Source organism: Nonomuraea composti, from assembly GCF_012034275.1.
In the GTDB taxonomy this organism is placed as follows: Bacteria; Actinomycetota; Actinomycetes; order Streptosporangiales; family Streptosporangiaceae; genus Nonomuraea; species Nonomuraea composti.
In genome coordinates this window covers 19,652-41,991 of sequence record NZ_JAATEP010000048.1, presented here as the reverse complement: position 1 = coordinate 41,991, position 22,340 = coordinate 19,652, and the positions used below count along the sequence as shown (strand labels likewise).

Below are 22,340 nucleotides of genomic sequence, written 5' to 3'. Positions count from 1 at the left end.
GGCCTGCTCCGCATAATTACCGGTAAGCCGTGCCGAGATGGCGGCTATTCTCGGCACCTCATCGGCGCTCCAGGCACGGCACTGCACTGCACTGCACTGCGGGCACACCGCGCACCTTGAGACCCAACAAGGCCCGGATTCCTCCGAACCGCATTCTGAAAATCCATTCGGGCCAGTCACCGAACTGCTGCCGAGTATAACCGGTGAACACAATTGAAGAAAACCATGAGGTGTGCTCACTTTATCCCGGCGAGGAAAAGTCGGCGGCATTTATTAACTGCCGGTCCAACGAGCGAATATCATGCCGACCCGAGCGCGAGCAGCCGCCGCACTTCGTCGTCGTCCACCAGCGGGAATCGCCCGACGGGCAGGTCCGGCACGCCCGTTTCGACGGCCCGGCGAAAGTGCCCGGCGAAACGCCTGACCGTGGCCGGCTCGAAAAGGTCGGTGTCGTGCTTGACCACCGCGGTGAAGACGTCGCCGGCCTTGCGGACGTCCACCATGAGGTCGAACTGGCCCTCCATCTGGGGCACGTCGTAGGCCGCCAGCCGCAACCCGCGGTGCGTGGTCTCCGGCCCCTCCACGGAGCCGTCGGCGGCCAGCGGCAGCGGCGGGTCCATGGCCTCCATCGGCAGCAGGTTGATCGCCACGTGGAACAGCGGCGCCCGGCCGGGAGTCAGCTCGCCGATGAGCGCCGACGGCAGCGCGGCGTGCGCGACGCCGCCCACCATGGCCCGCTGCGCCGCGACGGCGGCCGCGCCGAACGTCGTGGCGGGCGTCAGGCTCGCGCGGATCGGCAGCGTGTTGGCGAAGTAGCCGGCCACGTTCCGCATCCCGCCGGTGAAGCGGGTGCTGGCCGGGCAGCCGATGAGGAAGTCGCCGCCCCCGGCGTAGCGGTACAGCACCGCCTGCAGGGCGGCCACCAGCGGGGCGAACGGCGAGACGCCCAGCTCGCGGGCGCTCCCCACCAGCCGGGCCCCGGTCTCCCTGGAGAAGGACACGGCGGTGGCTGCGCCCCGCAGCGACGGCGTCCCCGGGCGCGGCCTGTCGGCGGGCAGCCGCCCCGGCACCGCCCCCTCGCACACCCCGCGCCAGTACCGCTCCAGGCGCTCCCTCCTCGGCGAGGCCAGCAGCTCCGCCTCGCCCCGCACGTAGTCGTCGAACGTGCGCCCGAGCGGGGGCCAGCCCGGCGCGTCCCCCTCGTCGTAGGCCCACAGCAGGTCACGCAGCACCAGCCACTGCGACATCGCGTCGCTGACGATGTGGTGGGACACCAGCATCAGCACCGCGTCGCGGGCGTCCCTGCGCACCAGCGTGACCCGGAACGCGCCGGTGCCCTCCAGGTCGAACGGCTCCCGCCCGGCCTCCCGTACCAGGTCACGCAGCACGTCGTCGCCGACCGCGCCCACGTCACGCACCGACAGCGGCACCGGCAGGTCCGCCGCCAGCCGGTGCGGCACCCCGCCCACCTCCGTGAACACCGAGCGCAGCAGCTCGTGCCGGGCGACGACCGCGGCGGTCGCGCGCCGCAGCCGCCCCACGTCCAGCGGCCCGCGCACCCGGACCGCCACCATCATCGTGTACGCGGTGCTGCCCGGGGCCAGGCGCTGCAGGAACCACATCGCCTGCTGCCCGACCGACAGCGGCCTCGCCTCCCCCCGCGCGGGCGAATCGGCCATCAGGTCACCACACCCCGCAGGTAACCGGCCAGCGCGTTGACCGTCGGATGGTCCCAGGCGACGGTCGGCTCGACCAGCACCCCGAACTCGTCCTCGATGTCGCCGCTGAGGCTCATCGCGAACACCGAGTCGAGCCCGATCTCCACGAGCTTGACGTCGGGGTCGATCTCGGCCGGCTCGCATTCCACGTAGAAGGCGACGCGCTCGCGCAGCCACGTGCTGATCGTGTCAGACGGCATGGGTGACAGCTCCTCGTGAGTTCGATCGGTACGGCAGCGCCGACAGCGGCCGCCGGTCGTGGACCCGCTCGCGCAGCACGGGCAGCAGGCCGTCCACGGCCTCGTCACGGCGGCCGAGCACCCGGGCCAGGCAGGCGCGCGACCGGCGCGAACCCTGGTCGTCCTCGTCGTCGCCGTCGCCCGCCCGCAACCGCAGGCAGGCCGCGCCCGCGTAGAGCGCCGCGTAACGCCTGGCCAGCTCGAACAGCTCCGGCGGCACGTCCCGGCTGGCGGGGCGGGTGCGGGCCAGCTCCCCGTGCACCACATCGGCCCGCCGCCGCAGCTCGGCCACATGACCATCGGCCTGATCGTCCACCGACGTGCGGGTGGGCAGGTCCTGCACGAGGCTGCAGCCGCCGCGGGAGAGCAGGCTCAGCCGGGACGGCACCAGCGGAGGCAGCTCGCGGCCCAGGTCCGCGGCCACGTCCAGCCCTTCCCGGTCCACGAGCCCGCGCCGGTAGCCGCGCGCCAGCCCCGCGAACTGGTTGACCAGCGCGTTGAGGTTGACCAGCGTGTTGCCGTCGAAGATGCCGACGATGCGATGATCGCGCTGCACCTTCTGGAACGGCCCGTCCACCAGCAGCGCCCGCGCCCCCAGCACCTTCGCCAGGCGGTTGATGACCTGGTCGGCCAGGGTCGGCACGTAGTACTTGACGATCGCGGAGATCACGCTCTGCTCCGCGGTGAGCGAGTGAACGGCCCGCGTGGACAGCACCGTCACGGCCTCGGCCACCATCAGGTCGGCGTACGCCTCGGCCAGCACGCGGGCGGTCTGCGGCAGCTCGATCAGCGGGCGGCCGAACATCCGGTGCCGCTCGGCGAAGCCGGTCGCCAGGCGCAGCGCGTGCTCGGCCATGCCCAGGGACATGCCGCCGCAGAGCGTACGGGTGATCTGCAAAGCCTTGAGCAGGACCTCCAGCCCGCCGCCCGGCTCCCCCACCATCGACCCGGCGGGCACCTCGGCACCGGTGAAGGCGATGCCGCTGATGTCGGCCCCGCGCACGCCGTGTGTCGGCACCTTGGGCAGGCACCGGTACGTGCCCTCCGGCAGGGCGTGCTTGTCCACCAGGAACAGGCTGTGCCCGCGCGCCTCGCCCGGGGCGCCGGTGCGGGCCAGCACGCACACCAGGTCGCCCCGGGTGGCGTTGTTGATCAGCCACTTCTCGCCGTCGATCCGGTGGCGGAAGGCGCCGGGCGTGGCGGTGACGGCGCCGGCGAGCAGGTCGCTGCCGTGGTCGCGCTCGGTCAGGGCGAGCGAGACGACCTCGCCGCCCAGCACCCGCCGGGCCAGCGCCGCCGCCTGCTCGGGCGTGCCGGCCACCCAGACGGCGACCGAGCCGAGGTAGGTCTTGCAGTGGGCCAGGGCCACGGTGAAGTCGCGGCGGGACAGCACCCGGATGACCTGGAGCAGGTCCTCGTACGAGCGCAGGCCGCCGCCGTGCTCGGCGGGCACGTAGAAGCGCTGCAGGCCCAGCTCGTCGAGGCGGGCGCAGGCGTCGGCGGGGAACTCCTCGCGCCGGTCCAGCTCCAGGAGCCCGGCGATGGAGAACACGTTCCCCTCAGCGCCGGGATCCCCCAGCGCATCCTCCAGCCACTCGCCGGGGGGACGCGACCGCGTCATGAGCCACCCTCCTGAAGCTCGCCAGCGGCGCCCGGCGTGCGGTAGTGCGCGATCACGCCGGGGGAGAGGTCCTCGTGGGTCGCGCCGAGCAACCCCGCGACGAACAGCTTCTTCATCGCGGGCCGCCGGATCTTGCCGCTCGTCGTTCGGCGGATGCCGCCCGGCCGCACGAAGCAGACGTTCGCCACGCTCACGCCGAGCCGCCGGCCGAGGGCCGACCTGATCTCCCCGGCCAGGACGGACAGCGCCTGGCCGGGCACGGCCCGGCTCCTGACCTCCTGGACGACCACCAGCTCCTCACGGGGCGCCGCCACCGAGAACACGCAGGACGGCAGCCCCTCCGTGGCCGGGCTCAGCCCGGTCAGGGCCCTTTCGACGTCGTGCGGGTAGAGGTTGCGCCCGTGGACGATCATCATGTCCTTGATCCGGCCGGTGACGTACAGCTCGCCGTCCAGGCGGGCGCCGAGGTCGCCGGTGCGCAGGAACCCGGGCTCTCCTGCGGCGGTGGTCGCGCCGAAGCAGCGCCGCGTCTCCGCCTCCCGCCGCCAGTAGCCGCGCGCCACGCCGTCGCCGCGTACCCAGATCTCGCCGACCCGCCCCTCGGGCAGCTCCGCGCCGGTGGCGGGGTCCACGATGCGCACGTCCAGGGCGCGCGGCCGGCCGCAGCTCACCAGCGGGCGGCCCGCCGGGTCGGGCTCCAGCACGTCGCGCTCCAGCGCCGCCGCGCCGACCTTGGTGACGACGGGCGCGTGGCCGGGCGCGGTGCCGGAGATGAACAGGGTGGCCTCGGCCATGCCGTAACCGGCGGTCAGCGACTCGGGCTTGAGCCCGGCCGCGGCGAACCGGTCGGCGAACCTGGCCAGCGTGCCCGCGTCCACCGGCTCGGCGCCGTTGCAGGCGTGCCGCCAGCCCGACAGGTCGAGCCCGCGGATCTGCTCGTCGGTGACGCGGCGGGCGCACAGGTCGTACGCGAAGTCGGGGGCCGCGCTGACCTCGGCGCCGTGCTCGGCGATCGCCTCCAGCCACGTCCACGGGCGGCGCAGGAACGTCGTCGGCGACATGAGCACGGCGGTCCCGCCGAGGTGGAGCGGCAGCAGGATCATCGCGACCAGGCCCATGTCGTGGTAGACGGGCAGCCAGCTGCAGAAGCGGGCGCCCTCGTCCAGGTCGAGCAGGCGGCGGCCGACGAGGATGTTGTCGACCAGGTTGCCGTGGCCGACCATCACGCCCTTCGCCTCGCTGGTCGAGCCGGAGGTGTACTGGAGGAAGGCCAGCGACTCCGGCGTGACCGGGGCCGGCTCGCCCGGCTCGGCGCGGCCGGCCACGGTCACCTCGACGCCGAGCCCGGCCTCGCGCACCCAGCCGGTGACCGCGTCGAGGTGGGCCTCGTCGGTCAGGATCAGCGACGGGGCCGCGTCCCCGCAGACGGCCGTGATGCGGTCGTGGTGCTGCCGGTAGGCGTCCGGCACGGGTGCGGGGACGGCGACCGCGCCCGCGTACAGACAGCCGAGGAACGCCGTGACGAACTCGGTCCCGGACGGGTACGACAGCAGCACCCGCTCCCCCGGACGCACCCGTTCCGCCAGCCACGCGCCCGCCGACCGGGCGGCGGACCACAGCTCCCGGTACGTGTGGCTCTCCTCCTCGCCGCGGCCGTCGCGGAACACCAGCGCCACCCGGCCGGGCACCCGCGCCGCGTGATCACCCAGCCGGGCCATGAAACTCTCGAACTCGCTCAATCCCCGTTCACCTCTCCAGCACGGTCCGGCGGCGCCCTATATTCCGCCCATACCGGTCAGCCGCAGCCGCCGGCGTGCTCCTCGGCCGGACGGCGGTCGCCGGCCGGGCGCGCCCCGGCGACCTCGGCGAACGCCGCGAGCCTGTCCAGCCCCCAGAACTTGTCGTAGCGGCGGGTGAAGAACGGCACGCCGAACACGCCGTCCTCGTAGGCCGACAGCAGGGCGCGGACGCCCCGCTCGCGCACGGCGGCGTCGTCGGCCGCCGCCACCGCCTCGTCGCCGGGCAGGCCGACGTCCTCGGCGAGGCGGGCGAGCACGGCCGGGTCGCAGATGTCCTGCCCCTGCTCCCACCGCAGCTCGCAGGCGCGCAGCACGAACTCCCTGCCGCGCCCCCGCTCCGCGGCCACCAGGTAGGCCAGGTGCGGCACCTCCCAGCGCGGCTCGCGGTCCAGCGGCCAGCGCACGGCCAGGCCGCGGGCGCGGGCGAGCCGGCGCACGTCCTGGAGGAGGTACAGGTGCTTGGCCTTCGGCATGCTGGCGTAGCCGAACTCGCCGCCGGCCGCGTTCAGCTCCTTGAGCAGCGCCTCCTCCGGGTCCCAGTACGGGATCCACTCCAGCCGCTCGGCCAGCTCGGGATAGTCGCCCATCAGGTCGTGCAGGGTCAGCCACGAGTACGGGCTGCGCAGGCTGAAGTAGAACCTCACCGTGTCTCCCTTCGCGCTCACAGGGCGATGCCGCCGTCCACACGGATGACCTGGCCGGTGATGTACGCGGCCCGGCCGGAGGCGAGGAAGGACACCAGGTCGGCCACCTCGCCCGGCGTGCCGAAGCGGCCCAGGCTGATCCGCTCCCCCATCCGCTCGGCGACCTTGCCGCCCAGCCCGGCGGTCATGTCGGTCTCGATGAAGCCGGGGGCGACCACGTTGGCCGTGATGCCGTAGCGGCCGACCTCCTTGGCCAGCGCCTTCGTGAAGCCGATGATCCCGGCCTTGGACGCCGAGTAGTTCGTCTGGCCCGCGTTCCCGGCGACGCCGGCCACGGACGACAGCGTGACGACGGTGCCGCGCTTGCGCTTCATCATCGGATAGATGGCGGCGCGCACGACGTTGTGCGTGCCGTCGAGGTTGACCGAGATCACCCGGTCCCAGTCGGCGTCCGGCAGCAGCGCCAGCGGCCGGTCGCGGGTGATCCCGGCCGAGGTGACGAGGGCCCGCACGGGGCCGAACTCGTCCTCGACCTCGGCCGTGAACGCCCGCACCTGGGCGCGGTCGGCCACGTCCACCTGCCGGGACAGGACGCGCGCCCCCGCCTCCGACGCCTCCTTGGCCGCCGCGCGGGCCGCCTCGGCGTTGGACTGGTAGCAGAAGGCCACGTCGTGGCCGTCGAGGGCGAGCCGGGTCACCACGGCCCTGCCGATGCCCCGCGAGCCGCCGGTGACCAGCGCGACCGGGCGCTCGCTCATGACGGGCTCCCCACCGGCTCGGGGCGGAGGACGTCGATCGGGCGCATCGTCTCCACCATGGCGCCGATCTCGTGGACGACGTCCGTGCCGACGAGGGACTCCCCCTCCATGATCGAGCTGTCGCCGACCTGGCGGACCAGGCGTACGCGGTGCTCGATGACGTCGCCGGGCAGCACGGGGCGTGGGAAGCGCACGTTCTTCATCGCGCCGCCCAGCACGACCTTGCCCGACAGCACGTCGGGGTTCGGCTGCTCCCACAGCGCCAGCAGCGCGGCGGCCTGCGCCCACGACTCCAGCACCAGCGACGGCGGGTAGTGGTAGGCCCGCTCGCCCGCGTCGTCGTCGACGTGCTCGTAGCAGGGCTCGTTGCAGGTGACCGCCTTGATCGCGGTCAGGCCGCGGCCCGGCGACACCGACACGACCCGGTCGACCAGCAGGATCGGGTAGCGGTGCGGGATGATCCGCTTGATCTGCTCGACCCCGCCCACGACGCCCCGCTCGATCTGCTCGACCCCGCCCACGACGCCCCGCTCGATCTGCTCGGCCCCGCTGACGACGCCGCGTCCGCCCTGCCCGGCCCCGCTCATGGCTTTCCGCCTTTCCCGATCTCCCGGTACCGCAACCGCAGCCGGGCGGTCTCGCCCCGGTCGGTGGTGACCACCGCGGTGCAGTCGCCGCCGCGCAGCGTGGCCTCCACGGTGATCAGGTCGCCGGGCAGCACCGGGCGGAGGAAGCGGGCGCTGACGATCTCGGCCAGCTCCAGGTCCGCGGCGGACGCGCGGACCGTCTGGTCGGCCAGCTCCACCACCCGCACGCCGGGGAACACCGGGAACCCCGGATAGTGCCCGGCCAGCACGGGCTCGTCCGGGTCGAGCAGCACCGTCGCCGTCAGAGCGGTCACCGGCCGGCCTTCCGCAGCAGCTCCTCCAGCAGGGCGTGCGTGCTGTCCAGCGTGGTCACCCCGGACAGCTCGCTCTCACCGATCTTCACCTGGTACCGCTGCTCCAGGTTGACCGCGATCTCCAGCGCCATCAGCGAGTCGACCTCCAGGTCCTCGACGAACAACGCGTCGTCGGTCACCTCGGCCACGTCCACGTCGAGGGTCGCCGCGATCACCGTGCGCAGCTCCTCCTTGTCGACCTTGGCCATGATCTGTTCGGTCATGCGTCTTTCCTCTCTTCACGGTTGCGGGGAGCACAGGGACTCGGCGATGCCGAGCCGGTAGTCGCCGGAGGCGAAGCCGGGGTCGCGCAGGAGCGTGCGGTGGAAGGCCGCGTTCGTCACCACGCCGTCGCACCGGAACTCGCGCAGCGCCCGGTCCATCCGGCGCAGCGCCACCTCCCGGGTCGGGCCGGTGGCGATGATCTTGGCGAGCAGCGAGTCGTAGAACGGCGGCACCTCGTACCCGTCGTACAGGTGCGAGTCGACCCGGATGCCCGGCCCGGCGGGCAGGCGCAGGCCGCGCACGCGGCCCGTGGAGCCGGCCCAGTCGCGCCCGACGTCCTCGGCGTTGATGCGCACCTCGACGGCGTGCCCCGACGGCTCGACGTCGCCCGGGCCGAACGGCAGCGCCTCGCCGCGGGCGATCCTGATCATCCATTCGACCAGGTCGAGCCCGGTGCGCTCCTCGGTGATCGGGTGCTCGACCTGGAGGCGGGTGTTCATCTCGATGAAGTACGGCTCGCCGTCGTCGGTCACCATGAACTCGAAGGTGCCCGCGCTGACGTACCCGATGGACTCCGCGCCCGCCACGGCCACCTGGCGAAGCCGGCGCCGCAGGTCGTCGCCGAGCGACGGGGCCGGCGACTCCTCCACCAGCTTCTGGTGCCTGCGCTGCACCGTGCAGTCGCGCTCGCCGAGGTCGATCACGTTGCCGAAGGAGTCGGCCAGGATCTGCACCTCGATGTGCCGGCCGCGCGGCACGTACCTCTCCAGGTAGACGCGGTCGTCCTGGAAGAGCGTGCGGGCGGTGGCCCTGGTGTCCTCGTACGCCGGGACCAGGTCCTCAGGGCGGTGCACGACCCGCATCCCGCGCCCGCCGCCGCCCGCCACGGCCTTGACGATCAGCGGGTAGCCGATGTCGCCGGCCGCCTGGCGGGCCTCGTACGCGCCGTCCACGGGCCCGTCGGAGGCGGGCAGGACGGGCACGCCGCCCGCCCGCATCGCGGCCCTGGCGTCGACCTTGTTGCCCATGAGCGCGATGTGCTTGGGCGACGGGCCGACGAACGTGATGCCGACCTCGCCGCAGGCCGCCGCGAACAGCGGATCCTCCGACAGGAAGCCGCAGCCGGGATGCACGGCGTCGGCGCCGGTCTTGGCGCACGCGTACAGCAGGGCCGGGATGTTGGTGTAGCTGCGCCGTGCCGGGGCGGGCCCGATGTGCACCGCCCGGTCGGCCAGCTCGACGGCCAGGCTGCCGCGGTCGGCCGTCGAGTGCGCGACGACGCTCTCGATGCCGAGGTCGCGGCAGGTGCGCACGATGCGTACGGCGATCTCGCCGCGGTTGCCGACCAGCATGCGCCGCACCGCGCTCACCCGCTTCCCGCGGGCGCGAGCTCGAGCAGCGGCTGCTCGAACTCCACCACCTCGCCGTCGGCCACGCAGATCCGCGCCACCACGCCGTCCCGGTCGGCGACCACCGGGTTCATGCTCTTCATGGCCTCGACGATCGCGACCTGCTCGCCCGCGTGGACGTGCTGGCCCACCTCGACGAACGGCGGCTGGTCGGGGGCCGGGCGCTGGTAGAACACGCCCATGAGAGGCGCGACGACCGCTCCCGTCCCCACCGCCTCCGCGCCGCCCGCCACGTCCGCGCCCGTCACCTGCGCGCCCGTCACCTGCGCGATGGGAGGGGTGCCGTCGTCGCGTTCCACGTCGATGCGCACGTCGTCCACGGCCAGCCGGAGCCGCCGCACGTCGGTGCCGCGCATCAGGTCCAGCAGCCGGGCCGCCGCCTCGACCGTGTCGTGCAGTTCAGCCATGGCGATCTTCCTTCTCCGTCGTCCACGTCCCGTACGACCGCAACCGCCGGTAGCGCCGCTCGACCAGCTCCTCCACCGGCACGGCGAGCAGCCCGCCCAGGTGCTCCACCAGCGCCCGCGCCAGCGCCCCCGGCCCTTCGGGCACCACCGCGTCGACCAGCCCCAGCTCGCGCAGGTCGGTCGCGCGCAGGCGCAGCGCCCTGGCCAGGTCCGGCGCCCGGGAGGCGTCGCCGAACAGGATCGAGGCGGCCCCCTCCGGGCTGATCACGGAGAAGACGCCGTGCTCCTCGATGAGCAGCCGGTCGGCCACGGCCAGCGCCAGCGCGCCGCCGCTGCCGCCCTCCCCAGTGATCACGCTGAGCACGGGGGTGCGCAGCCCGGCGGCCAGCGCCAGCGACTCGGCGATCGCGCCGCTCTGGTTGCCCTCCTCGGCGGCGATCCCCGGGTACGCGCCCGGCGTGTCCACCAGCGTCACCACCGGCAGGCGGTGCCGCTCGGCGAGCCCGTACAGGCGCATGGCCTTGCGGTAGCCGGCGGGGTGGGGCATGCCGAAGTTGCGGGCGACGTTCTCGGCGGTGCCGGCGCCCTTGTGGTGGGCGACCACCATCACCGCGACGCCGCCCAGCCGGGCCGGGCCGCCGATCACCGCCGGGTCGTCGCCGCCCTGCCGGTCGCCGTGCAGCTCGGTGAAGCCGGTGAACAGCTCCTCGATGCGCCTGGTGGCGTTGGGCCGCTCGGGCGCGCGGGCCAGCCGCACGCTCTCCCAGGCGTCCGGCACCGCCTCCTCCTCGGACGAGCGGCCGGAGCCGGCGGAGGACGAGCGTCCGGGATCGGCGGCGGCGCGGCCGGGGCCAGGGGAGGGGCGGGGCGGGAGCGTCGGGCGGTCGACGGTCAGCGTGAGCAGGGAGACCAGGCGCGACAGCGTCCCGCGCAGCTCCTGGCGGCGGACCACGAGGTCCACATGCCCGTGCTCGTGCAGGAACCGGGCGGTCTGGAAGCCCGGCGGCAGCTCCTGCCTGATCGTCTGCTCGATCACCCGGGGCCCGGCGAACCCCGCCCGCGCCCCCTCCTCCGCCACGATCACGTCCCCCAGCGACGCGAACGACGCGGCCACCCCGCCGTACACCGGATCGGCCAGCACGCTCAGGTACGGCACCCCGGCGTCCCGCAGGCGGCGCACGGCGGCGGCGGTCTTGGCCATCTGCAGCAGCGACAGCACGCCTTCCTGCATGCGGGCCCCGCCGGAGGCGGAGACGGCGACCAGCGGCGTCCTCGTCCGCAGGGCCAGCTCGGCGGCCAGGGCGACCTTCTCGCCCACGACCGAGCCCATGCTGCCGCCGAGAAAGGCGAAGTCCAGCACGGCCAGCACCACGGGGCGGCCGCCGAGCGTGGCGGTGCCGGTCACGACGGCGTCCTGCAGCCCGGTGCTCCGCCTGGCCCTGGCCAGCCGGTCGGGGTAGGGCAGCCGGTCGGTGAAGGACAGCGGGTCCAGCGGGGCGAGGTCGCCGTGGCGCTCGGTGAAGCTGCCGGGGTCGGCCAGCATCGCGATGCGCTCGGCCGCCCGCAGCGGGAAGTGGTGGCCGCAGTCGGGGCACGTGTGGGCGTGCCTGGCCAGGCCGTCGCGGTGCACGAGCCCGGAGCAGCCGGGGCAGCGGCGCCAGGTGTCGGCCGGCAGCGCGTTGATGCGGTCGAGGATGGAGGTCATGCCGCGCGTTCCGCTCTGGCGCCGGCTTCCAGCCGCAGCACGGTGCAGCCGGTCACCCCGTCCCGGTCCATGGTCGTGACCAGCGCGATGTCACCAGGCCGCGCTCCCGAAGCTCTTGGGCCACCCGCGGCAAGGACGGCGGCGACCTGGAAGGCGGCGGAGGCGGCCGCCATGTCGCCGAGCACGTCCCGGCAGCGCAGCCGGGCCGCGCCGGTGCCGACCGACTCAGAGATGCCCAGCTCCTCCTGCTCCCCCAGCCCGCCCCTGGTGCCGGACGCGGCCACCAGCCGCACGTCCCCAGGGTCGAGCCAGAGCCGCTCCAGCAGCCCCGTGACGCAGCCCGCCAGGCACGGCCCGGCCTCCTCCAGCTCGGTGAAGGCGGCGAAGCGGGAGCCGAGCACGGTGGCCAGCGGGGTGCGCCCCGCGCGGGCGGCACTCCGTCCCGTCTCCATCAGGAAGATCGCGCAGCCCTCGCCCAGCGGCTCGTCGCGGTGCCCCGCCTGCCAGGCCAGCCGGCCGCGGTGCTCGGAGAACTCCTCGACCGCGCCGCACAGGATCGTCTCGCAGCGGCCCCGCCGCAGCAGGCGGGTGGCGTAGTTGAGGGCGAGCAGGCCGGTGGCGGCGCCGCCCGCGACGGTGGCGTTCGGGCCCTTGAGCCCGTGCCAGATGGCGCTCTGCCCGGCGGCCCGGTTCATGACGGTGTTGGGGAAGCGGGCCGGGTCCACGTGGTACGGCTTGTCGCCGGTCATCGACTCCCTGGTGAAGTCGATGATGCTCTGCACGCTGCCGGACCCGGTGCCGAGCACGAGCCCGACGCTCTCCGGGCGGTCGGTCAGGCCCGCGCCGTACTGCTCCAGCAGCATCCCGACCCCGGCGACCGCGATGCCGGTGGCGCGGTCCATGGCGCGGGTGCCCTTGGGGCCGAGCACGGCGGGGATGTCGAAGCCGGGAATGACGCACGCCTCGTCGAACGGCCCGCTGACGGGGGTGGACACCGGACGCCGCCCCGCGCCGATCCCGGCGGCGAACGGGTCCACCCCCAGCCCGAAGGGCGAGGCGACGGACCATCCCGACATGACCAGCTCATCCATGATCTCTCCTCAGGTGTCGTCGCGTGCCCACGAGGCGCCCGCGGCCAGCAGCTCGCCGCCGTCCACCCCGATCGTGTTCCCGGTGATCCACGAGGAGCTGGTGCGCGAGAGCAGCACCACGGCCTCGGCGACGTCCTCGGGGGTGGTCAGCCGGTGGTGGGGGTTGTTGCGCGCGCTCTGCGTGGCGAACTCGCCGTGCTCCGGGATGCGCCGCAGCGCCGGGGTGAGCGTGACGCCGGCCCGCAGCGCGTTCACCGCCACGCCGTGGGGGGCCAGCTCGCAGGCGAGCTGGCGCACGTGCGACTCCAGCGCGCACTTGGCCGCCGACACCGCGCCATAGCTGGGCAGGTGCTGGACGGCGCCGGCGCTGGTCATCGCGAACACCTTGGCGCCCGGCGGCAGCAGCCCGGCGGCGGCCAGGTCCTGCGCCCAGTAGACGAGGCTGTGCGCCATCACGTCCATCGTCATTTCGAGCTGCCGCTGGCTGAGCCGGGCGCCGCTCCCGTCGCCGGGCAGGTAGCGCACGAGGGTGCCGAACGCCAGCGAGTGCAGCAGGATCTTCAGGCCCGCGCCGTCGGTCAGCTCGGCGATCGTGTCCACCATCTCCTGCCGTACGGGCTTGCGCGCGGCGTTGACGTTGTGGAAGCTGGCCCGCACCCCGTACGCCTCCACCTCCTCCTCCAGCCGGGCCACCGAGTCCCGCATGGCGGCGGTGTCGAAGTGCACGCCGACGACGTTCATGCCCTGCTCGGCCATGGCCAGCGCGCAGGCCCGGCCGATCCCGCTGGAGGCGCCCAGGACCAGGCCCCAGGTCTTGTCGAGTGGCATCAACATGGCTGACTCCTGGTTGGCTGAGGCGGGCGGTAGGAGCTTCCGGCCCCTGACGGCGAGCGGCCGCCAGGCGCGCGGCTTTCGTTGTGCGCGGGCGCGGGGCTCTCGCGGTGCGCGGGTGCGGGGCGGGCGCCGGCGAGGGCGAAGTTGCCCTCGGCCGTCGCCGTGATCACGAGGCGGGGCCGTTCCGCCGGGACGAACGAGCGGGCCAGCAGCAACGACGGCGCCAGGCACCCGCCCCCCGCCATGACGGCGGGCCGGACCGTCAGCCCCGCGGCGCCGGCGGCGGCCTCCAGGGCGCGGCTCACCGGCGAGCCGTCCAGCACCTGGTACACCTCGGCGTCGGCGGCCCCGAGCTCGGCCACCGCCCGCTCGACCTGCTCGGCCAGCCGGCGCCGCCCCTCGGAGGTGGCCGCCAGGCCCGGGGGCGCGAACCCCGCGCGGGCGAAGCACGTGCCGAGCACGGTGGCGCCGCGCTCCTCGGCGCGGGCCCGCGGCTCCAGCACGATCGCCACCGCGCCCTGCTCCATGGGCAGGCCGGGGGCGTGGTGCGGCAGGCCGTGCTCCATGGCGGCGGCCACCAGCACGTCGGCCCGGCCCAGCGCCAGCGCCCGCGCCCCCGTCTCCACGGCCTCGAACCCGGCCACCCGCGGCGAGGTCAGCGTCAGGCTGAACGCCTTGAGCAGGTGCTCGCTGGCCAGGCGCCCGCTGAGCACGTTGACGGCGAAGTAGGGGGCGCCGGCCGGGCTGAGGTCGTCGGAATGGCCCCCGGTGACCTTGGCGTCGACGTCGTCGAAGTAGGCGCGCAGGGCCCCGTTCGTCCCGACGGCCGCCGCCCGCCGGTGCGGCGCCGCGTGCTCCAGACCGCCCGCCGCCGCGACGGCCCGGCGCGCGGCGGCGAGGAGGTACTGGGAGGCGGGCGGAAGGTACTTGTACCCCCGCGGCCCCAGCTCCGCGGCCACGTCGAACCACGACTCCCGCCCGCCGGGCGCGCTCCCGGACGGGCCGCTGGACGCACCGGCGGACGGGCCGCCGGACCGGCCGGTGGGTGGAGCGGTGCCGGGGGCGACGATGCCCACGCCGGTCACGACGACGTCCCCGGTCATGCGGCCTGCTCCAGGACGAAGGAGGCGTTGTTGCCGCCGAAGGCGTAGGCGTTGACCATCACGCGGGGCGTCCTGAGCCGTACCGGGCCGGACACCGGCAGGTAGACCTCGCACTCGGGGTCCTGCTCGCCGATGGCGACGTTCTGCGGCACGGTGCCGGAGCGCAGGATCAGCGCCGCCGCCACCGCGCCGAGCGCCGCCGCCGCGCCGCCGGTGTGCCCGACCAGCGCCTTGGCGCTGTAGAGCGGCACCTCGCCGGTGCGCGCCCCGAGCACCTGGCGCAGGGCCCGGCTCTCGACCAGGTCGTTCAGGCGGGTCCCGGTGCCGTGCGGGATGACGCAGCCGGGCTCGCCGGAGCCGCCCAGTGCCTCGCGCATGGCGCGCACGATCTGCTCCCCGGTGGGCTCGGGGGCGGTGAGGTGGTGGGCGTCGCAGCTCCAGCCCGCGCCGGCGATCCGGCCGTACCCGATGGCGCCGCGCTCGCGGGCGTGCTCGCCCGACTCCAGCACGAGGATCCCGGCGCCCTCGGCGAGGATGGTGCCGCGCCGCTCGCGGTCGAACGGCCGGCACCGTACGGGGTCGATCGCGCCCAGCCGGTCGAACGACGCCCACCCGACCCTGGAGTACGCGTCCACGCCGCCGCTGATGACCATGTCGGCCTCGCCGCTCCTGATGAGATCGGCGGCCAGGCACAGCGCGAACCCGCCGGCGGCGCAGGCGTTGCTGATGCTCGTGTTGACGCCGAAGGCGCCCAGCCATTCGCCCACCGCCGAGGCGAGCCGGAACGTGGGCCGCCAGCCGGCGCCGTCGTCGTCCTCCGCGCACCTGCCGCTCTCGTGCTGCATGGCCTCGCCCATGCACGAGCCGATCACCACGCCGACCCGTCCCGGCCAGGGGCGCCGCTCCAGGCCGGCGTCCCTGAGCGCCTCGCTCACGGCGGTGGTGACCAGCCGGGCGGCCCGTCCCCGGCCGGGCGCGACGCCGGGGACGCGCAGGATCAGCGGGTGGCGCAGGTTCGCCCCGGGGTCGGGGATGCGCTCGGGCACCGGGGCGACGGCGCCGGTCATGGCCTGCTGGAGCGCCGCGGCGCCGTACCCCTGGCAGGTGACCGCGCCGACGCCGGTGACCAGGACGTCGGTCATCGCGCCGCACCGGGAAGCGCCGCACCGGAGAGCGCCGCGCCGGAAAACGCGGCACCGGAGAGCGCGCCCGCGAGGCGGTCGTCGAATGACACCAGCCCCCACTCGGAGCGGCCGGCCAGCTCGGCGTAGCCGTGGGTGATGCGCCCGGTCGCGGTGGGGACGAGCCGCCCGTCGCGCAGCACGTAGCAGTCCATGCGGGAGGTGTAGGTGAGCCGCTTGTAGACCTCCTCGACCGTCAGGACGGTGTAGAGGTCCTCCTCCATCAGGGCCTCGTCGAGCAGCGTGACGCGGGAGTGCGGGACGGCGGGGATCCACCGCTGCTCGTCCAGCAGCCGTTTCACGGACACGCCCCGGTCGGCCAGGAACAGGTCCACGACCTCCTCCATGATCCGCAGGTAGCCCGACATCTGCAGCCGCTCGGTGAAGTGGCAGTAGAAGTACGGGATGCGCCACTTCCAGCCGAAGGCGTTGCGTCCCTCGGTCAGGAACGCGATCGGGTCCGCGCCCTCGGGCACCTCCACCGCCTTGTCGCCGTCGCCGAGCCGGTCCACCGCGTAGGGGCGCAGCCGCGGCGGGATCTCGGCGCTCTCACCGCCGCGCGGGTCGTGCCGCAGCGCCACCGTGACCTTGGCGGAGACGGCCTTCGCCGACTCGGCGTCCGGGCGGATCGCGACGGCGAAACGCAGCGCGCCCGGCTCGGCCTCGCTCACCTCGGCCGTCGCCAGGTCGTCCACGCGCAGCGCGCGCAGAATGCGGGTGTCGATGTCCACCAGGTCCACGCAGAGGCCGTGGTCGTGGTAGAGGTCGGTGACCGGCATCCCCGTGCGTCGCAGATGCTCCAGCACCGCCTCCTCGACGAGGTAGTTCAGGTGTTTGAAGCCGATCCAGGTGCCGATGTTCGCACCCTCGTACCGGGGCCGGATCTCCAGGCGGGTGACGGTCACGTGATCTCCAGGGGTAGTGTCGCGGCGAACTCACCGACCAACTCGGCGAATCGGTGCGCCTGCTCGATCATCGGCAGGTGGCCTGCGGGCAGGGCCTCGAAGCGGGCCCGCGGCAGCGCCATGGCCAGGGTCCGCCCGTCACGTGGCGGGGCGGCGAGGTCGTCGGTGCCGCTGACGACCAGGCAGGGCGCGGTGACGGCGGCGGTGTCGAGCAGCGGCGAGCGCAGGTAGGAGTCGAAGAAACGCATCCAGCCGTACGGGCCGAGCCGCTCGCGCAGCCGCAACGCCATGTCGCGGCGCAGCCCGGCGGCCAGGCGGTCGCCGGAGCTGACGCGCAGGCCGTCGTCGAGGATGCCGTGGAAGCCGCCGAGGTAGCTCTCGATGGTCGCCCAGTCGAACTCGGCGGGGGCGGAGCGGTAGAACGGCGAGACCAGCACGGCCGCGAGCGGGGGTCCGCCGGCGGCGGCGGCCTCCAGCAGCACGTTGGCGGCGAAGGAGTGGGCGACGACCAGCTCGACGTCCCCGGCTGCCGCCAGGGCGGCCCTGATCCACGGGGTGGCGTCGGCCTGCCTGCTCCACTCGCCGGTGCCGGTGGCCGACCAGGGCAGGTCCGCCTCCAGGAGCTCCAGGTGCGGGGCCGCCAGGTCGGCGAACCGGTGCCAGGTGGACGGGCCGCCGCCCAGACCGTGGAGCAGCAGCACCCGCACGGGCCGCTCCCCGGCGCCGGCCCGCTGGCACCGCACCGGCACCCGCACGTCCGCCGCCCGCGGCCCGCGAGCGACATCCGCCCGCGGCCCGTGGGCGGCGTTCGTGAGCGGCGTGTGGGCGGTGTTCGTGAGCGGCGTGTGGGCGGTGTTCGTCAGTGAGGTGTGGGCGGCGTTCGTGAGCGGCGTGTGGGCGGCGTTCATCGGGCGGCCCCAGCCGTGGCCGGGCGGGCGGTGGCCGCTGCGGACGTACCGGCGGAGGTCAGGAGGGCGGCGGCAGCGGCGTCCGGTCCGGCCGTACTGGCCAGGACGGCCCCGGGACCGCCCGCGCCCAGCCACGCGGCCCCCGCCACGCACTGGGCCACGCCGAGCGCGCCGGAGCAGGGCCCGAGCAGCGCGGTCAGGTCGTGCACGCGCGCGCCGTCCACCTGGCTCGCCTCGCGCCGTTCGGGCGCGCACCACAACCCCACGGCCGGGGACGGGCCCAGGACGGCGGCGACCGCCTGCTCGTGCGTGCCGCGGCGGGCGTACCCGTCCAGCCTGGCCAGAGGGCGGGCGCCGCGCGCGGCGGCGGACCCGGCGGACTCCAGCACCAGCGCCACCGCCCCGTCGAACACGGGCCCGGCCAGCCGCTCCACCATCTCGTTGGCCGGCTCGACACCCACCACGAGCATGCGTTCCACCCGGCCGGCGTCGATCATCGTCCGGGCCCAGTGGAGGGCGTCGAGCCCGGAGGTGCCGCCGTTGCAAAGGGTGAGGTTGACGCCGCGCAGCCCGTACGAGATGGCCAGCCAGGAGGCGGTCACGTTGCTGGCGGTGGCGGGCAGCATCATGGGGCTGGTCGCGCCGTAGCCGCTCTCGGCGATGACGGACACGGTCGCGCAGACCGTGTCCACGTTCCCGTAATTGGTGCTGGCCACGACGCCGACGCTCTCCCCTGGCACGGCCAGCCCCGGGTCGAGCAGCAGCCCGGCCGCGGCGAGCGCGTCGCCGCCCGCGCACAGCGCCAGCTTGGTCGCCCGGTCCTTGTAGCGCAGGCCGCGCCCCTTCAGGCGGGTGACCGGGTCGTCGCCGCCCGGAGGCAGGAGGTCGAGCAGCAGGTCCGCGGGCCGGTGGACGCCGCGGACGGCGGCGCCGATCCCCGTGATCACCGTCATGGGGCCGCCCTCTCGACCACGGCCACGGCGTTGAGCCCGCCGAAGCCGAACGCGTTCACCTGCGCCACCCGCAGGTCGGCGGGCACGGCCCGGTCGCGGACGAGGCGCAGGCCGGCCATCTCGTCCATGAGGTCGGTGACGCTCAGCACGGGCGGCACCACGCCCGCCCGCAGCGACTCCAGCGCCACGAGCAGGCTGTGCAGGCCGGAGGCGCCCGCCGTGTGACCGGTCATCGACTTGATCGCCGTCATCCACGGGGACGGCCGCACCTCGTCGAAGACGTCGCCGACGCTGCGGGCCTCGGCCTCGTCGTTCAGCGGCGTCCCGGTGCCGTGCAGCATGAGCAGGTCGATGTCGGCGGGGCCGACGCCGGCCCGCTCGTGCGCCTGCCTGATCGCGATCGAGATGCTCTTGGCGTCGGGCGCGGAAGGATGGTGGGCGTCGCAGTTCACCGCGACCGAGCGGATCCGGCCGTGCACGCGCGCCCCGCCCTCTCCGCCCTCTCCGCCGCGACGCAGCACGACGGCCGCCGCGCCCTCGCCCTGGAGCATGCCCCTGCGGTTCTTGTCGAAGGGCCGCAACGCGTCGGGCGCCTCGGGGTAGCAGCGGTCGAGCAGCCCGTACGTGCTCTCGGAGATGTTGTCCACCCCGGCCACGATCACCGCGTCGGCGGCGTGCGCGTCGAGCAGGTCGGTGCCGAGCGCGAGCGCGTACAGGGAGGCCGAGCAGGCGTTGGCCACGGTGTAGGTCTGGGCGGCGTCGAAGCGGCGGCGCAGCGCGGTGCCGAAGTGCAGCTCGCCGGCGTCGAACGGGACGCCGTCGCGCCAGCTCAGCTCGACGGAGCGCAGCTCCCGCAGCGTGGTGCCGACCAGCACCGGCACGTCGCTCAGGTCCTCGCCGAGCCCGGCGTCGCGGGCGGCCGTCGCGACGACGTCCTCCAGCCAGCGGGTCGAGCGCAGCGGCACGTCGCCGCCGGGCTCGGGCCGGTCGTCGATCTCGAACGCGAGCCTGGCCCGGTACTTGGTCAGGTCGAAGCCGCGCGGCTCGGCGGCCGCGCCCCGCCCCGCGCACAGCGCCTCGAAGATCTCCCGTACGCTCGCGCCCGCACTGGCGACGGCGCCGGTCCCGCACACGTCGATCATCACGACTCCCGGCACTTGCCGAGGACGATGACCGCGTTGTTGCCGCCGAAGGCGAGCGCGTTGTTCTGCACCACGTTCAGCTCCGCCGGGCGGGCCTGGTTGGGCACGACGTCGAGCGCGCAGTCCGGGTCGGTGTCGACGTGGTTGATCGTCGGCGGGATGAAGCCCTCGGCGATGCCCAGCGCGCAGGCGGCGCAGGCCAGGGCGCTGGCGGCGCCCATGGAGTGCCCGAGCATGGACTTGATGGAGACGGTGGCGGGCGGCCGGCCGCCGAACACCTGGTGGATGGCGCGGGCTTCGGTGATGTCGTTCGCCTTGGTGCCGGTGCCGTGCGCGGAGATGAAGTCGATCTCCTCCGGTTTGACCCCGGCGTCCTTGTGCGCCAGGCGCATGCATTCGGCGATGCTGTCGCGGTCGGGGGCGACCGGGTGGTGCGCGTCGCAGTTCAGTGCGAACCCGAGGATCTCGGCGTAGACGCGGGCCCCTCGGGCGAGCGCCGCCTCCAGGCTCTCCAGGAGCAGGATGCCGGCGCCCTCGCCGGTGAGGATGCCCCGGCGGGAGCGGTCGAACGGCTGGCACATCTCCGGGGCGATCGTGCCGAGCCGGTAGAAGCCGGCGAACGTCTTGCGGTCGAGGGCGTCCGCGCCCCCGCAGAGGGCGACGTCGACGTCACCGCTCTGCACGGCGTCGAAGCCGTAGCCGATCGCGTAGTTGCCGGCCGCGCACGCGGTGGGCAGGGTGACGGCCTCGACGTCGGTCAGGCCCAGCTCGCGGGCGATGCTGGACGACAGCCGCCCGGCGCCGACCCGGGCGCTCAGCGCCGGGTCGAGGCTGCCGTCGATGCCCTGGCGGGTGAGCGTGTCGAAGTCGCGGCCCTCGCCGTTCGTGGTGCCGACCGACACCAGCGCGCGCCGGGCGCGCAGCTCCTCCGGCGGCAGGCCGGCGTCGCGGACTGCCATGCCCGCCGCCGCCACCGAGAGCTGGCTGGCCCGGCCGAGCCCCGCCGGGTCGAGACGGCCGATCAGCGCGGCCGGATCGAAATCGGTGATCTCGCACGCGTTCGCGTATTCGAATCCGGTCGTGTCGAAAGCGGTGATGGATTTGACGCCGCTACGCCCTTCCCGCAGCCCCGACCGGAAATCGTCGACGCCTATTCCGATACTCGAAATGGCGCCGATCCCGGTGATGACCACCCGCCGCCTGGAGCCGTTCCGGCCCGTTCCCTGACCGCTCATCAAAGTCCTCCCGTCCCCGGTCGCCGTCCGCGGCTCTACCGTGCGAACGACTCCTCGACGACGGTGTGGACGCCCGCGAGGTTGGTCATCCTGGGCAGCTCCTCCTGATCGATGGTGATCTTGAAGGTGCGCTCCAGGGCGGCGAGGATCTCGATGGCCCGCAGGGAGTCCGCACCGTGGTCCTCGTTGAACAGGCTGGTCTCGGAGACCTCTTCGGGGTCGAGCTCGAGGATCTCGCAGATGATGTCCTTGATCTGGGTGCGCTGGGCCGGGTCGAGACCGGCCGACACGTTCAGATCGGTCATTCTTCCTCCATAAATGGCGCGGATCGGGTGGCGCGACTGCACCGAAGCGATTAGACGGAGGAAATAATTCTGCGGACCGCTATACTTTTCCTATACAAGGCGGAAAGGGCGTTTTCCGGGATTCTTGACGGCCGACAGGCCGAACTCAAGGGGTGGGTGCGCCGCGAGCACTGCGCGGGCGACCGGCGGGGCCGGCTCGCCGTCCTGACCGGCGAGGGCGTGGCGGCCCTCCAGGCGGCCGCGCCCCAGCACGTGGCCGGCGTCCGCGAGCACCTGATCGACCTGCTCAGCCCCGAGCAGCCGGGCCGGCTGGAGCAGATCAGCAAGACCGTGCCGGCCCACCTCACCGGACGCGGCGACGCTGATGAGGTCTGAATCCGGCCAGCGGCGGCGGGGGAGCGCCCCTAAGATCGGCACCATGTCAAAGGCCGAAATCCTCGCATCCCTCCACAAAAAGGGTGACCCGCTGCTCCTGCCCAACGCCTGGGACGTCGCCTCCGCCATCGTCGTCGCCGACGCCGGAGCCAAGGCCGTCGCCACCACCAGCGCGGGCGTCGCCTGGTCGCTCGGCGTCCCCGACGGGGCCGACCTCGGCACGGAACGCGTCGCCGCGGTCGTCGAGCGGATCGCGGCGGCCGTGGACGTACCGGTCACCGCCGACATCGAGTCCGGCTACGGCGACATCGACGCCACCGTCACCGCCGTCCTCCAGGCCGGCGCCGTCGGCGTGAACATCGAGGACGCGGCCGGCGGCGCCCTGCTCGACCCGTCCGAGCAGGCCGAACGCCTGGCCGCCGCGCGCGCCGCCGCCGACCGCCTCGGCATCCCCGCGTGGATCAACGCCCGCACCGACGTCTTCCTCCTCGGCACCGACAACGGCGTCCAGGAGGCGCTGAAGCGCTCCGAGGCGTACGCCGCGGCCGGGGCCAGCAGCCTGTTCGTCCCCGGGCTGATCGACCTGGCGGCGATCGCCGAGCTCGCGGCCGGGCCGCTGCCCATCGCCGTCATGGCCTGGGCGGGCGCGCCGTCCGTCGCCGAGTTCGCCGCCGCCGGCACGGTCCGCGTCAGCCTCGGCTCCGCCATCGCCCAGGCCGCCTACGCCGTCGCGGCCCGCTCCACGGCCGAGCTGCTGTCCTCCGGGACGTACGACACGACCGCCGACGCCCTGCCGTACGGCGACCTGCAGAGGCTCACGCAGCCGGGGGCGTGACCTGGGCT

The 22,340-nt window shown here is 74.2% G+C and carries 24 protein-coding genes; 2 read left to right on the top strand and 22 right to left on the bottom strand.

All coding sequences use genetic code 11. The features are described 5' to 3' along the window. Positions 1 to 299: 299 nt before the first annotated feature. From HCN51_RS44195 to HCN51_RS44090, 22 genes are read right to left on the bottom strand one after another with little or no spacing between them, the layout of a single operon-like run. On the bottom strand, positions 300 to 1,679 hold the full coding sequence (locus HCN51_RS44195; RefSeq protein WP_168017959.1) for a condensation domain-containing protein: 1,380 nt from the start codon (positions 1,677 to 1,679) through the stop codon (positions 300 to 302). Further along, complete coding sequence (locus HCN51_RS44190) at positions 1,679 to 1,918, bottom strand: acyl carrier protein (protein WP_080044124.1); 240 nt, start codon at positions 1,916 to 1,918, stop codon at positions 1,679 to 1,681. Before HCN51_RS44190 ends, HCN51_RS44195 begins: the two co-directional genes overlap by 1 nt. Beyond that, a complete protein-coding gene (locus HCN51_RS44185; RefSeq protein WP_168017958.1) occupies positions 1,908 to 3,578 on the bottom strand; it encodes an acyl-CoA dehydrogenase family protein in 1,671 nt (556 codons plus the stop codon). The genes HCN51_RS44190 and HCN51_RS44185 overlap by 11 nt, the downstream gene beginning before the upstream one ends. Further along, the gene (locus tag HCN51_RS44180; protein ID WP_168017957.1) at positions 3,575 to 5,317 is read right to left on the bottom strand and encodes a fatty acyl-AMP ligase; all 1,743 of its coding nucleotides are present in this window, start codon (positions 5,315 to 5,317) and stop codon (positions 3,575 to 3,577) included. Before HCN51_RS44180 ends, HCN51_RS44185 begins: the two co-directional genes overlap by 4 nt. Before the next feature lie 56 nt (positions 5,318 to 5,373). After that, positions 5,374 to 6,021, bottom strand: a complete 648-nt coding sequence (locus HCN51_RS44175) for a DsbA family protein (protein ID WP_206068593.1) — start codon at positions 6,019 to 6,021, stop codon at positions 5,374 to 5,376. Positions 6,022 to 6,038: 17 nt separating this feature from the next. Next, positions 6,039 to 6,779, bottom strand: a complete 741-nt coding sequence (gene fabG, locus HCN51_RS44170; protein WP_168017955.1) for a 3-oxoacyl-[acyl-carrier-protein] reductase — start codon at positions 6,777 to 6,779, stop codon at positions 6,039 to 6,041. Next, complete coding sequence (locus HCN51_RS44165) at positions 6,776 to 7,366, bottom strand: 3-hydroxyacyl-ACP dehydratase FabZ family protein (RefSeq protein WP_206068592.1); 591 nt, start codon at positions 7,364 to 7,366, stop codon at positions 6,776 to 6,778. Before HCN51_RS44165 ends, fabG begins: the two co-directional genes overlap by 4 nt. Then, entirely contained in the window at positions 7,363 to 7,680 is a 318-nt protein-coding gene (locus tag HCN51_RS44160) for an ApeI family dehydratase (protein ID WP_168017954.1), read from the bottom strand. Before HCN51_RS44160 ends, HCN51_RS44165 begins: the two co-directional genes overlap by 4 nt. Further along, positions 7,677 to 7,943 (bottom strand): acyl carrier protein, encoded by a 267-nt coding sequence (locus HCN51_RS44155; RefSeq protein WP_206068591.1) that lies wholly within the window; start codon positions 7,941 to 7,943, stop codon positions 7,677 to 7,679. Before HCN51_RS44155 ends, HCN51_RS44160 begins: the two co-directional genes overlap by 4 nt. 15 nt (positions 7,944 to 7,958) lie before the next feature. After that, a complete protein-coding gene (locus HCN51_RS44150; RefSeq protein ID WP_168017953.1) occupies positions 7,959 to 9,296 on the bottom strand; it encodes an acetyl-CoA carboxylase biotin carboxylase subunit in 1,338 nt (445 codons plus the stop codon). Positions 9,297 to 9,310: 14 nt separating this feature from the next. Beyond that, the gene (locus HCN51_RS44145; protein ID WP_168017952.1) at positions 9,311 to 9,760 is read right to left on the bottom strand and encodes an acetyl-CoA carboxylase biotin carboxyl carrier protein; all 450 of its coding nucleotides are present in this window, start codon (positions 9,758 to 9,760) and stop codon (positions 9,311 to 9,313) included. Further along, the gene (gene accD / locus HCN51_RS44140) at positions 9,753 to 11,465 is read right to left on the bottom strand and encodes an acetyl-CoA carboxylase, carboxyltransferase subunit beta (protein WP_168017951.1); all 1,713 of its coding nucleotides are present in this window, start codon (positions 11,463 to 11,465) and stop codon (positions 9,753 to 9,755) included. The genes HCN51_RS44145 and accD overlap by 8 nt, the downstream gene beginning before the upstream one ends. Further along, the gene (locus HCN51_RS44135) at positions 11,462 to 12,556 is read right to left on the bottom strand and encodes a beta-ketoacyl synthase N-terminal-like domain-containing protein (RefSeq protein WP_168017950.1); all 1,095 of its coding nucleotides are present in this window, start codon (positions 12,554 to 12,556) and stop codon (positions 11,462 to 11,464) included. The genes accD and HCN51_RS44135 overlap by 4 nt, the downstream gene beginning before the upstream one ends. A gap of 9 nt (positions 12,557 to 12,565) precedes the next feature. Further along, positions 12,566 to 13,390, bottom strand: a complete 825-nt coding sequence (locus HCN51_RS44130; protein WP_168017949.1) for an enoyl-ACP reductase FabI — start codon at positions 13,388 to 13,390, stop codon at positions 12,566 to 12,568. Continuing rightward, a complete protein-coding gene (locus HCN51_RS44125) occupies positions 13,384 to 14,493 on the bottom strand; it encodes a beta-ketoacyl synthase N-terminal-like domain-containing protein (RefSeq protein WP_168017948.1) in 1,110 nt (369 codons plus the stop codon). Before HCN51_RS44125 ends, HCN51_RS44130 begins: the two co-directional genes overlap by 7 nt. After that, a complete protein-coding gene (locus HCN51_RS44120) occupies positions 14,490 to 15,635 on the bottom strand; it encodes a beta-ketoacyl-[acyl-carrier-protein] synthase family protein (protein ID WP_168017947.1) in 1,146 nt (381 codons plus the stop codon). The genes HCN51_RS44125 and HCN51_RS44120 overlap by 4 nt, the downstream gene beginning before the upstream one ends. After that, a complete protein-coding gene (locus HCN51_RS44115; RefSeq protein WP_168017946.1) occupies positions 15,632 to 16,579 on the bottom strand; it encodes a thioesterase family protein in 948 nt (315 codons plus the stop codon). The genes HCN51_RS44120 and HCN51_RS44115 overlap by 4 nt, the downstream gene beginning before the upstream one ends. Continuing rightward, positions 16,576 to 17,487, bottom strand: a complete 912-nt coding sequence (locus tag HCN51_RS44110) for an alpha/beta fold hydrolase (RefSeq protein WP_168017945.1) — start codon at positions 17,485 to 17,487, stop codon at positions 16,576 to 16,578. Before HCN51_RS44110 ends, HCN51_RS44115 begins: the two co-directional genes overlap by 4 nt. Then, the gene (locus tag HCN51_RS44105) at positions 17,484 to 18,440 is read right to left on the bottom strand and encodes a beta-ketoacyl synthase N-terminal-like domain-containing protein (RefSeq protein WP_168017944.1); all 957 of its coding nucleotides are present in this window, start codon (positions 18,438 to 18,440) and stop codon (positions 17,484 to 17,486) included. Before HCN51_RS44105 ends, HCN51_RS44110 begins: the two co-directional genes overlap by 4 nt. Next, entirely contained in the window at positions 18,437 to 19,582 is a 1,146-nt protein-coding gene (locus tag HCN51_RS44100; protein WP_168017943.1) for a beta-ketoacyl-[acyl-carrier-protein] synthase family protein, read from the bottom strand. The genes HCN51_RS44105 and HCN51_RS44100 overlap by 4 nt, the downstream gene beginning before the upstream one ends. Then, positions 19,582 to 20,817 (bottom strand): beta-ketoacyl-[acyl-carrier-protein] synthase family protein, encoded by a 1,236-nt coding sequence (locus HCN51_RS44095; protein ID WP_168017942.1) that lies wholly within the window; start codon positions 20,815 to 20,817, stop codon positions 19,582 to 19,584. Before HCN51_RS44095 ends, HCN51_RS44100 begins: the two co-directional genes overlap by 1 nt. 35 nt (positions 20,818 to 20,852) lie before the next feature. After that, positions 20,853 to 21,122 (bottom strand): acyl carrier protein, encoded by a 270-nt coding sequence (locus tag HCN51_RS44090; RefSeq protein ID WP_080044142.1) that lies wholly within the window; start codon positions 21,120 to 21,122, stop codon positions 20,853 to 20,855. Positions 21,123 to 21,278: 156 nt separating this feature from the next. Between HCN51_RS44090 and HCN51_RS44085 the strand changes: the two genes are divergently transcribed. Both HCN51_RS44085 and HCN51_RS44080 read left to right on the top strand, forming a co-directional pair. Then, complete coding sequence (locus tag HCN51_RS44085) at positions 21,279 to 21,497, top strand: helix-turn-helix domain-containing protein (RefSeq protein ID WP_168017941.1); 219 nt, start codon at positions 21,279 to 21,281, stop codon at positions 21,495 to 21,497. Between the two features lie 43 nt (positions 21,498 to 21,540). Beyond that, the gene (locus HCN51_RS44080; protein ID WP_168017940.1) at positions 21,541 to 22,332 is read left to right on the top strand and encodes an isocitrate lyase/PEP mutase family protein; all 792 of its coding nucleotides are present in this window, start codon (positions 21,541 to 21,543) and stop codon (positions 22,330 to 22,332) included. The last annotated feature ends 8 nt before the right edge of the window (positions 22,333 to 22,340 follow it).

Excerpts from the sequence above, each read along its gene's own strand:
- HCN51_RS44120 (WP_168017947.1), bottom strand. The coding sequence starts at position 15,635 with ATGACCGACGTCCTGGTCACCGGCGTCGGCGCGGTCACCTGCCAGGGG.
- fabG (WP_168017955.1), bottom strand. The coding sequence starts at position 6,779 with ATGAGCGAGCGCCCGGTCGCGCTGGTCACCGGCGGCTCGCGGGGCATC.
- HCN51_RS44185 (WP_168017958.1), bottom strand. The coding sequence starts at position 3,578 with ATGACGCGGTCGCGTCCCCCCGGCGAGTGGCTGGAGGATGCGCTGGGG.
- HCN51_RS44110 (WP_168017945.1), bottom strand. The coding sequence starts at position 17,487 with ATGAACGCCGCCCACACGCCGCTCACGAACGCCGCCCACACCTCACTG.
- HCN51_RS44125 (WP_168017948.1), bottom strand. The coding sequence starts at position 14,493 with ATGACCGGGGACGTCGTCGTGACCGGCGTGGGCATCGTCGCCCCCGGC.
- HCN51_RS44105 (WP_168017944.1), bottom strand. The coding sequence starts at position 18,440 with ATGACGGTGATCACGGGGATCGGCGCCGCCGTCCGCGGCGTCCACCGG.
- accD (WP_168017951.1), bottom strand. The coding sequence starts at position 11,465 with ATGACCTCCATCCTCGACCGCATCAACGCGCTGCCGGCCGACACCTGG.
- HCN51_RS44090 (WP_080044142.1), bottom strand. The coding sequence starts at position 21,122 with ATGACCGATCTGAACGTGTCGGCCGGTCTCGACCCGGCCCAGCGCACC.
- HCN51_RS44195 (WP_168017959.1), bottom strand. The coding sequence starts at position 1,679 with ATGGCCGATTCGCCCGCGCGGGGGGAGGCGAGGCCGCTGTCGGTCGGG.
- HCN51_RS44145 (WP_168017952.1), bottom strand. The coding sequence starts at position 9,760 with ATGGCTGAACTGCACGACACGGTCGAGGCGGCGGCCCGGCTGCTGGAC.
- HCN51_RS44165 (WP_206068592.1), bottom strand. The coding sequence starts at position 7,366 with ATGAGCGGGGCCGGGCAGGGCGGACGCGGCGTCGTCAGCGGGGCCGAG.
- HCN51_RS44190 (WP_080044124.1), bottom strand. The coding sequence starts at position 1,918 with ATGCCGTCTGACACGATCAGCACGTGGCTGCGCGAGCGCGTCGCCTTC.
- HCN51_RS44130 (WP_168017949.1), bottom strand. The coding sequence starts at position 13,390 with ATGTTGATGCCACTCGACAAGACCTGGGGCCTGGTCCTGGGCGCCTCC.
- HCN51_RS44155 (WP_206068591.1), bottom strand. The coding sequence starts at position 7,943 with ATGACCGAACAGATCATGGCCAAGGTCGACAAGGAGGAGCTGCGCACG.
- HCN51_RS44095 (WP_168017942.1), bottom strand. The coding sequence starts at position 20,817 with ATGAGCGGTCAGGGAACGGGCCGGAACGGCTCCAGGCGGCGGGTGGTC.
- HCN51_RS44080 (WP_168017940.1), top strand. The coding sequence starts at position 21,541 with ATGTCAAAGGCCGAAATCCTCGCATCCCTCCACAAAAAGGGTGACCCG.
- HCN51_RS44150 (WP_168017953.1), bottom strand. The coding sequence starts at position 9,296 with ATGCTGGTCGGCAACCGCGGCGAGATCGCCGTACGCATCGTGCGCACC.
- HCN51_RS44135 (WP_168017950.1), bottom strand. The coding sequence starts at position 12,556 with ATGGATGAGCTGGTCATGTCGGGATGGTCCGTCGCCTCGCCCTTCGGG.
- HCN51_RS44100 (WP_168017943.1), bottom strand. The coding sequence starts at position 19,582 with ATGATCGACGTGTGCGGGACCGGCGCCGTCGCCAGTGCGGGCGCGAGC.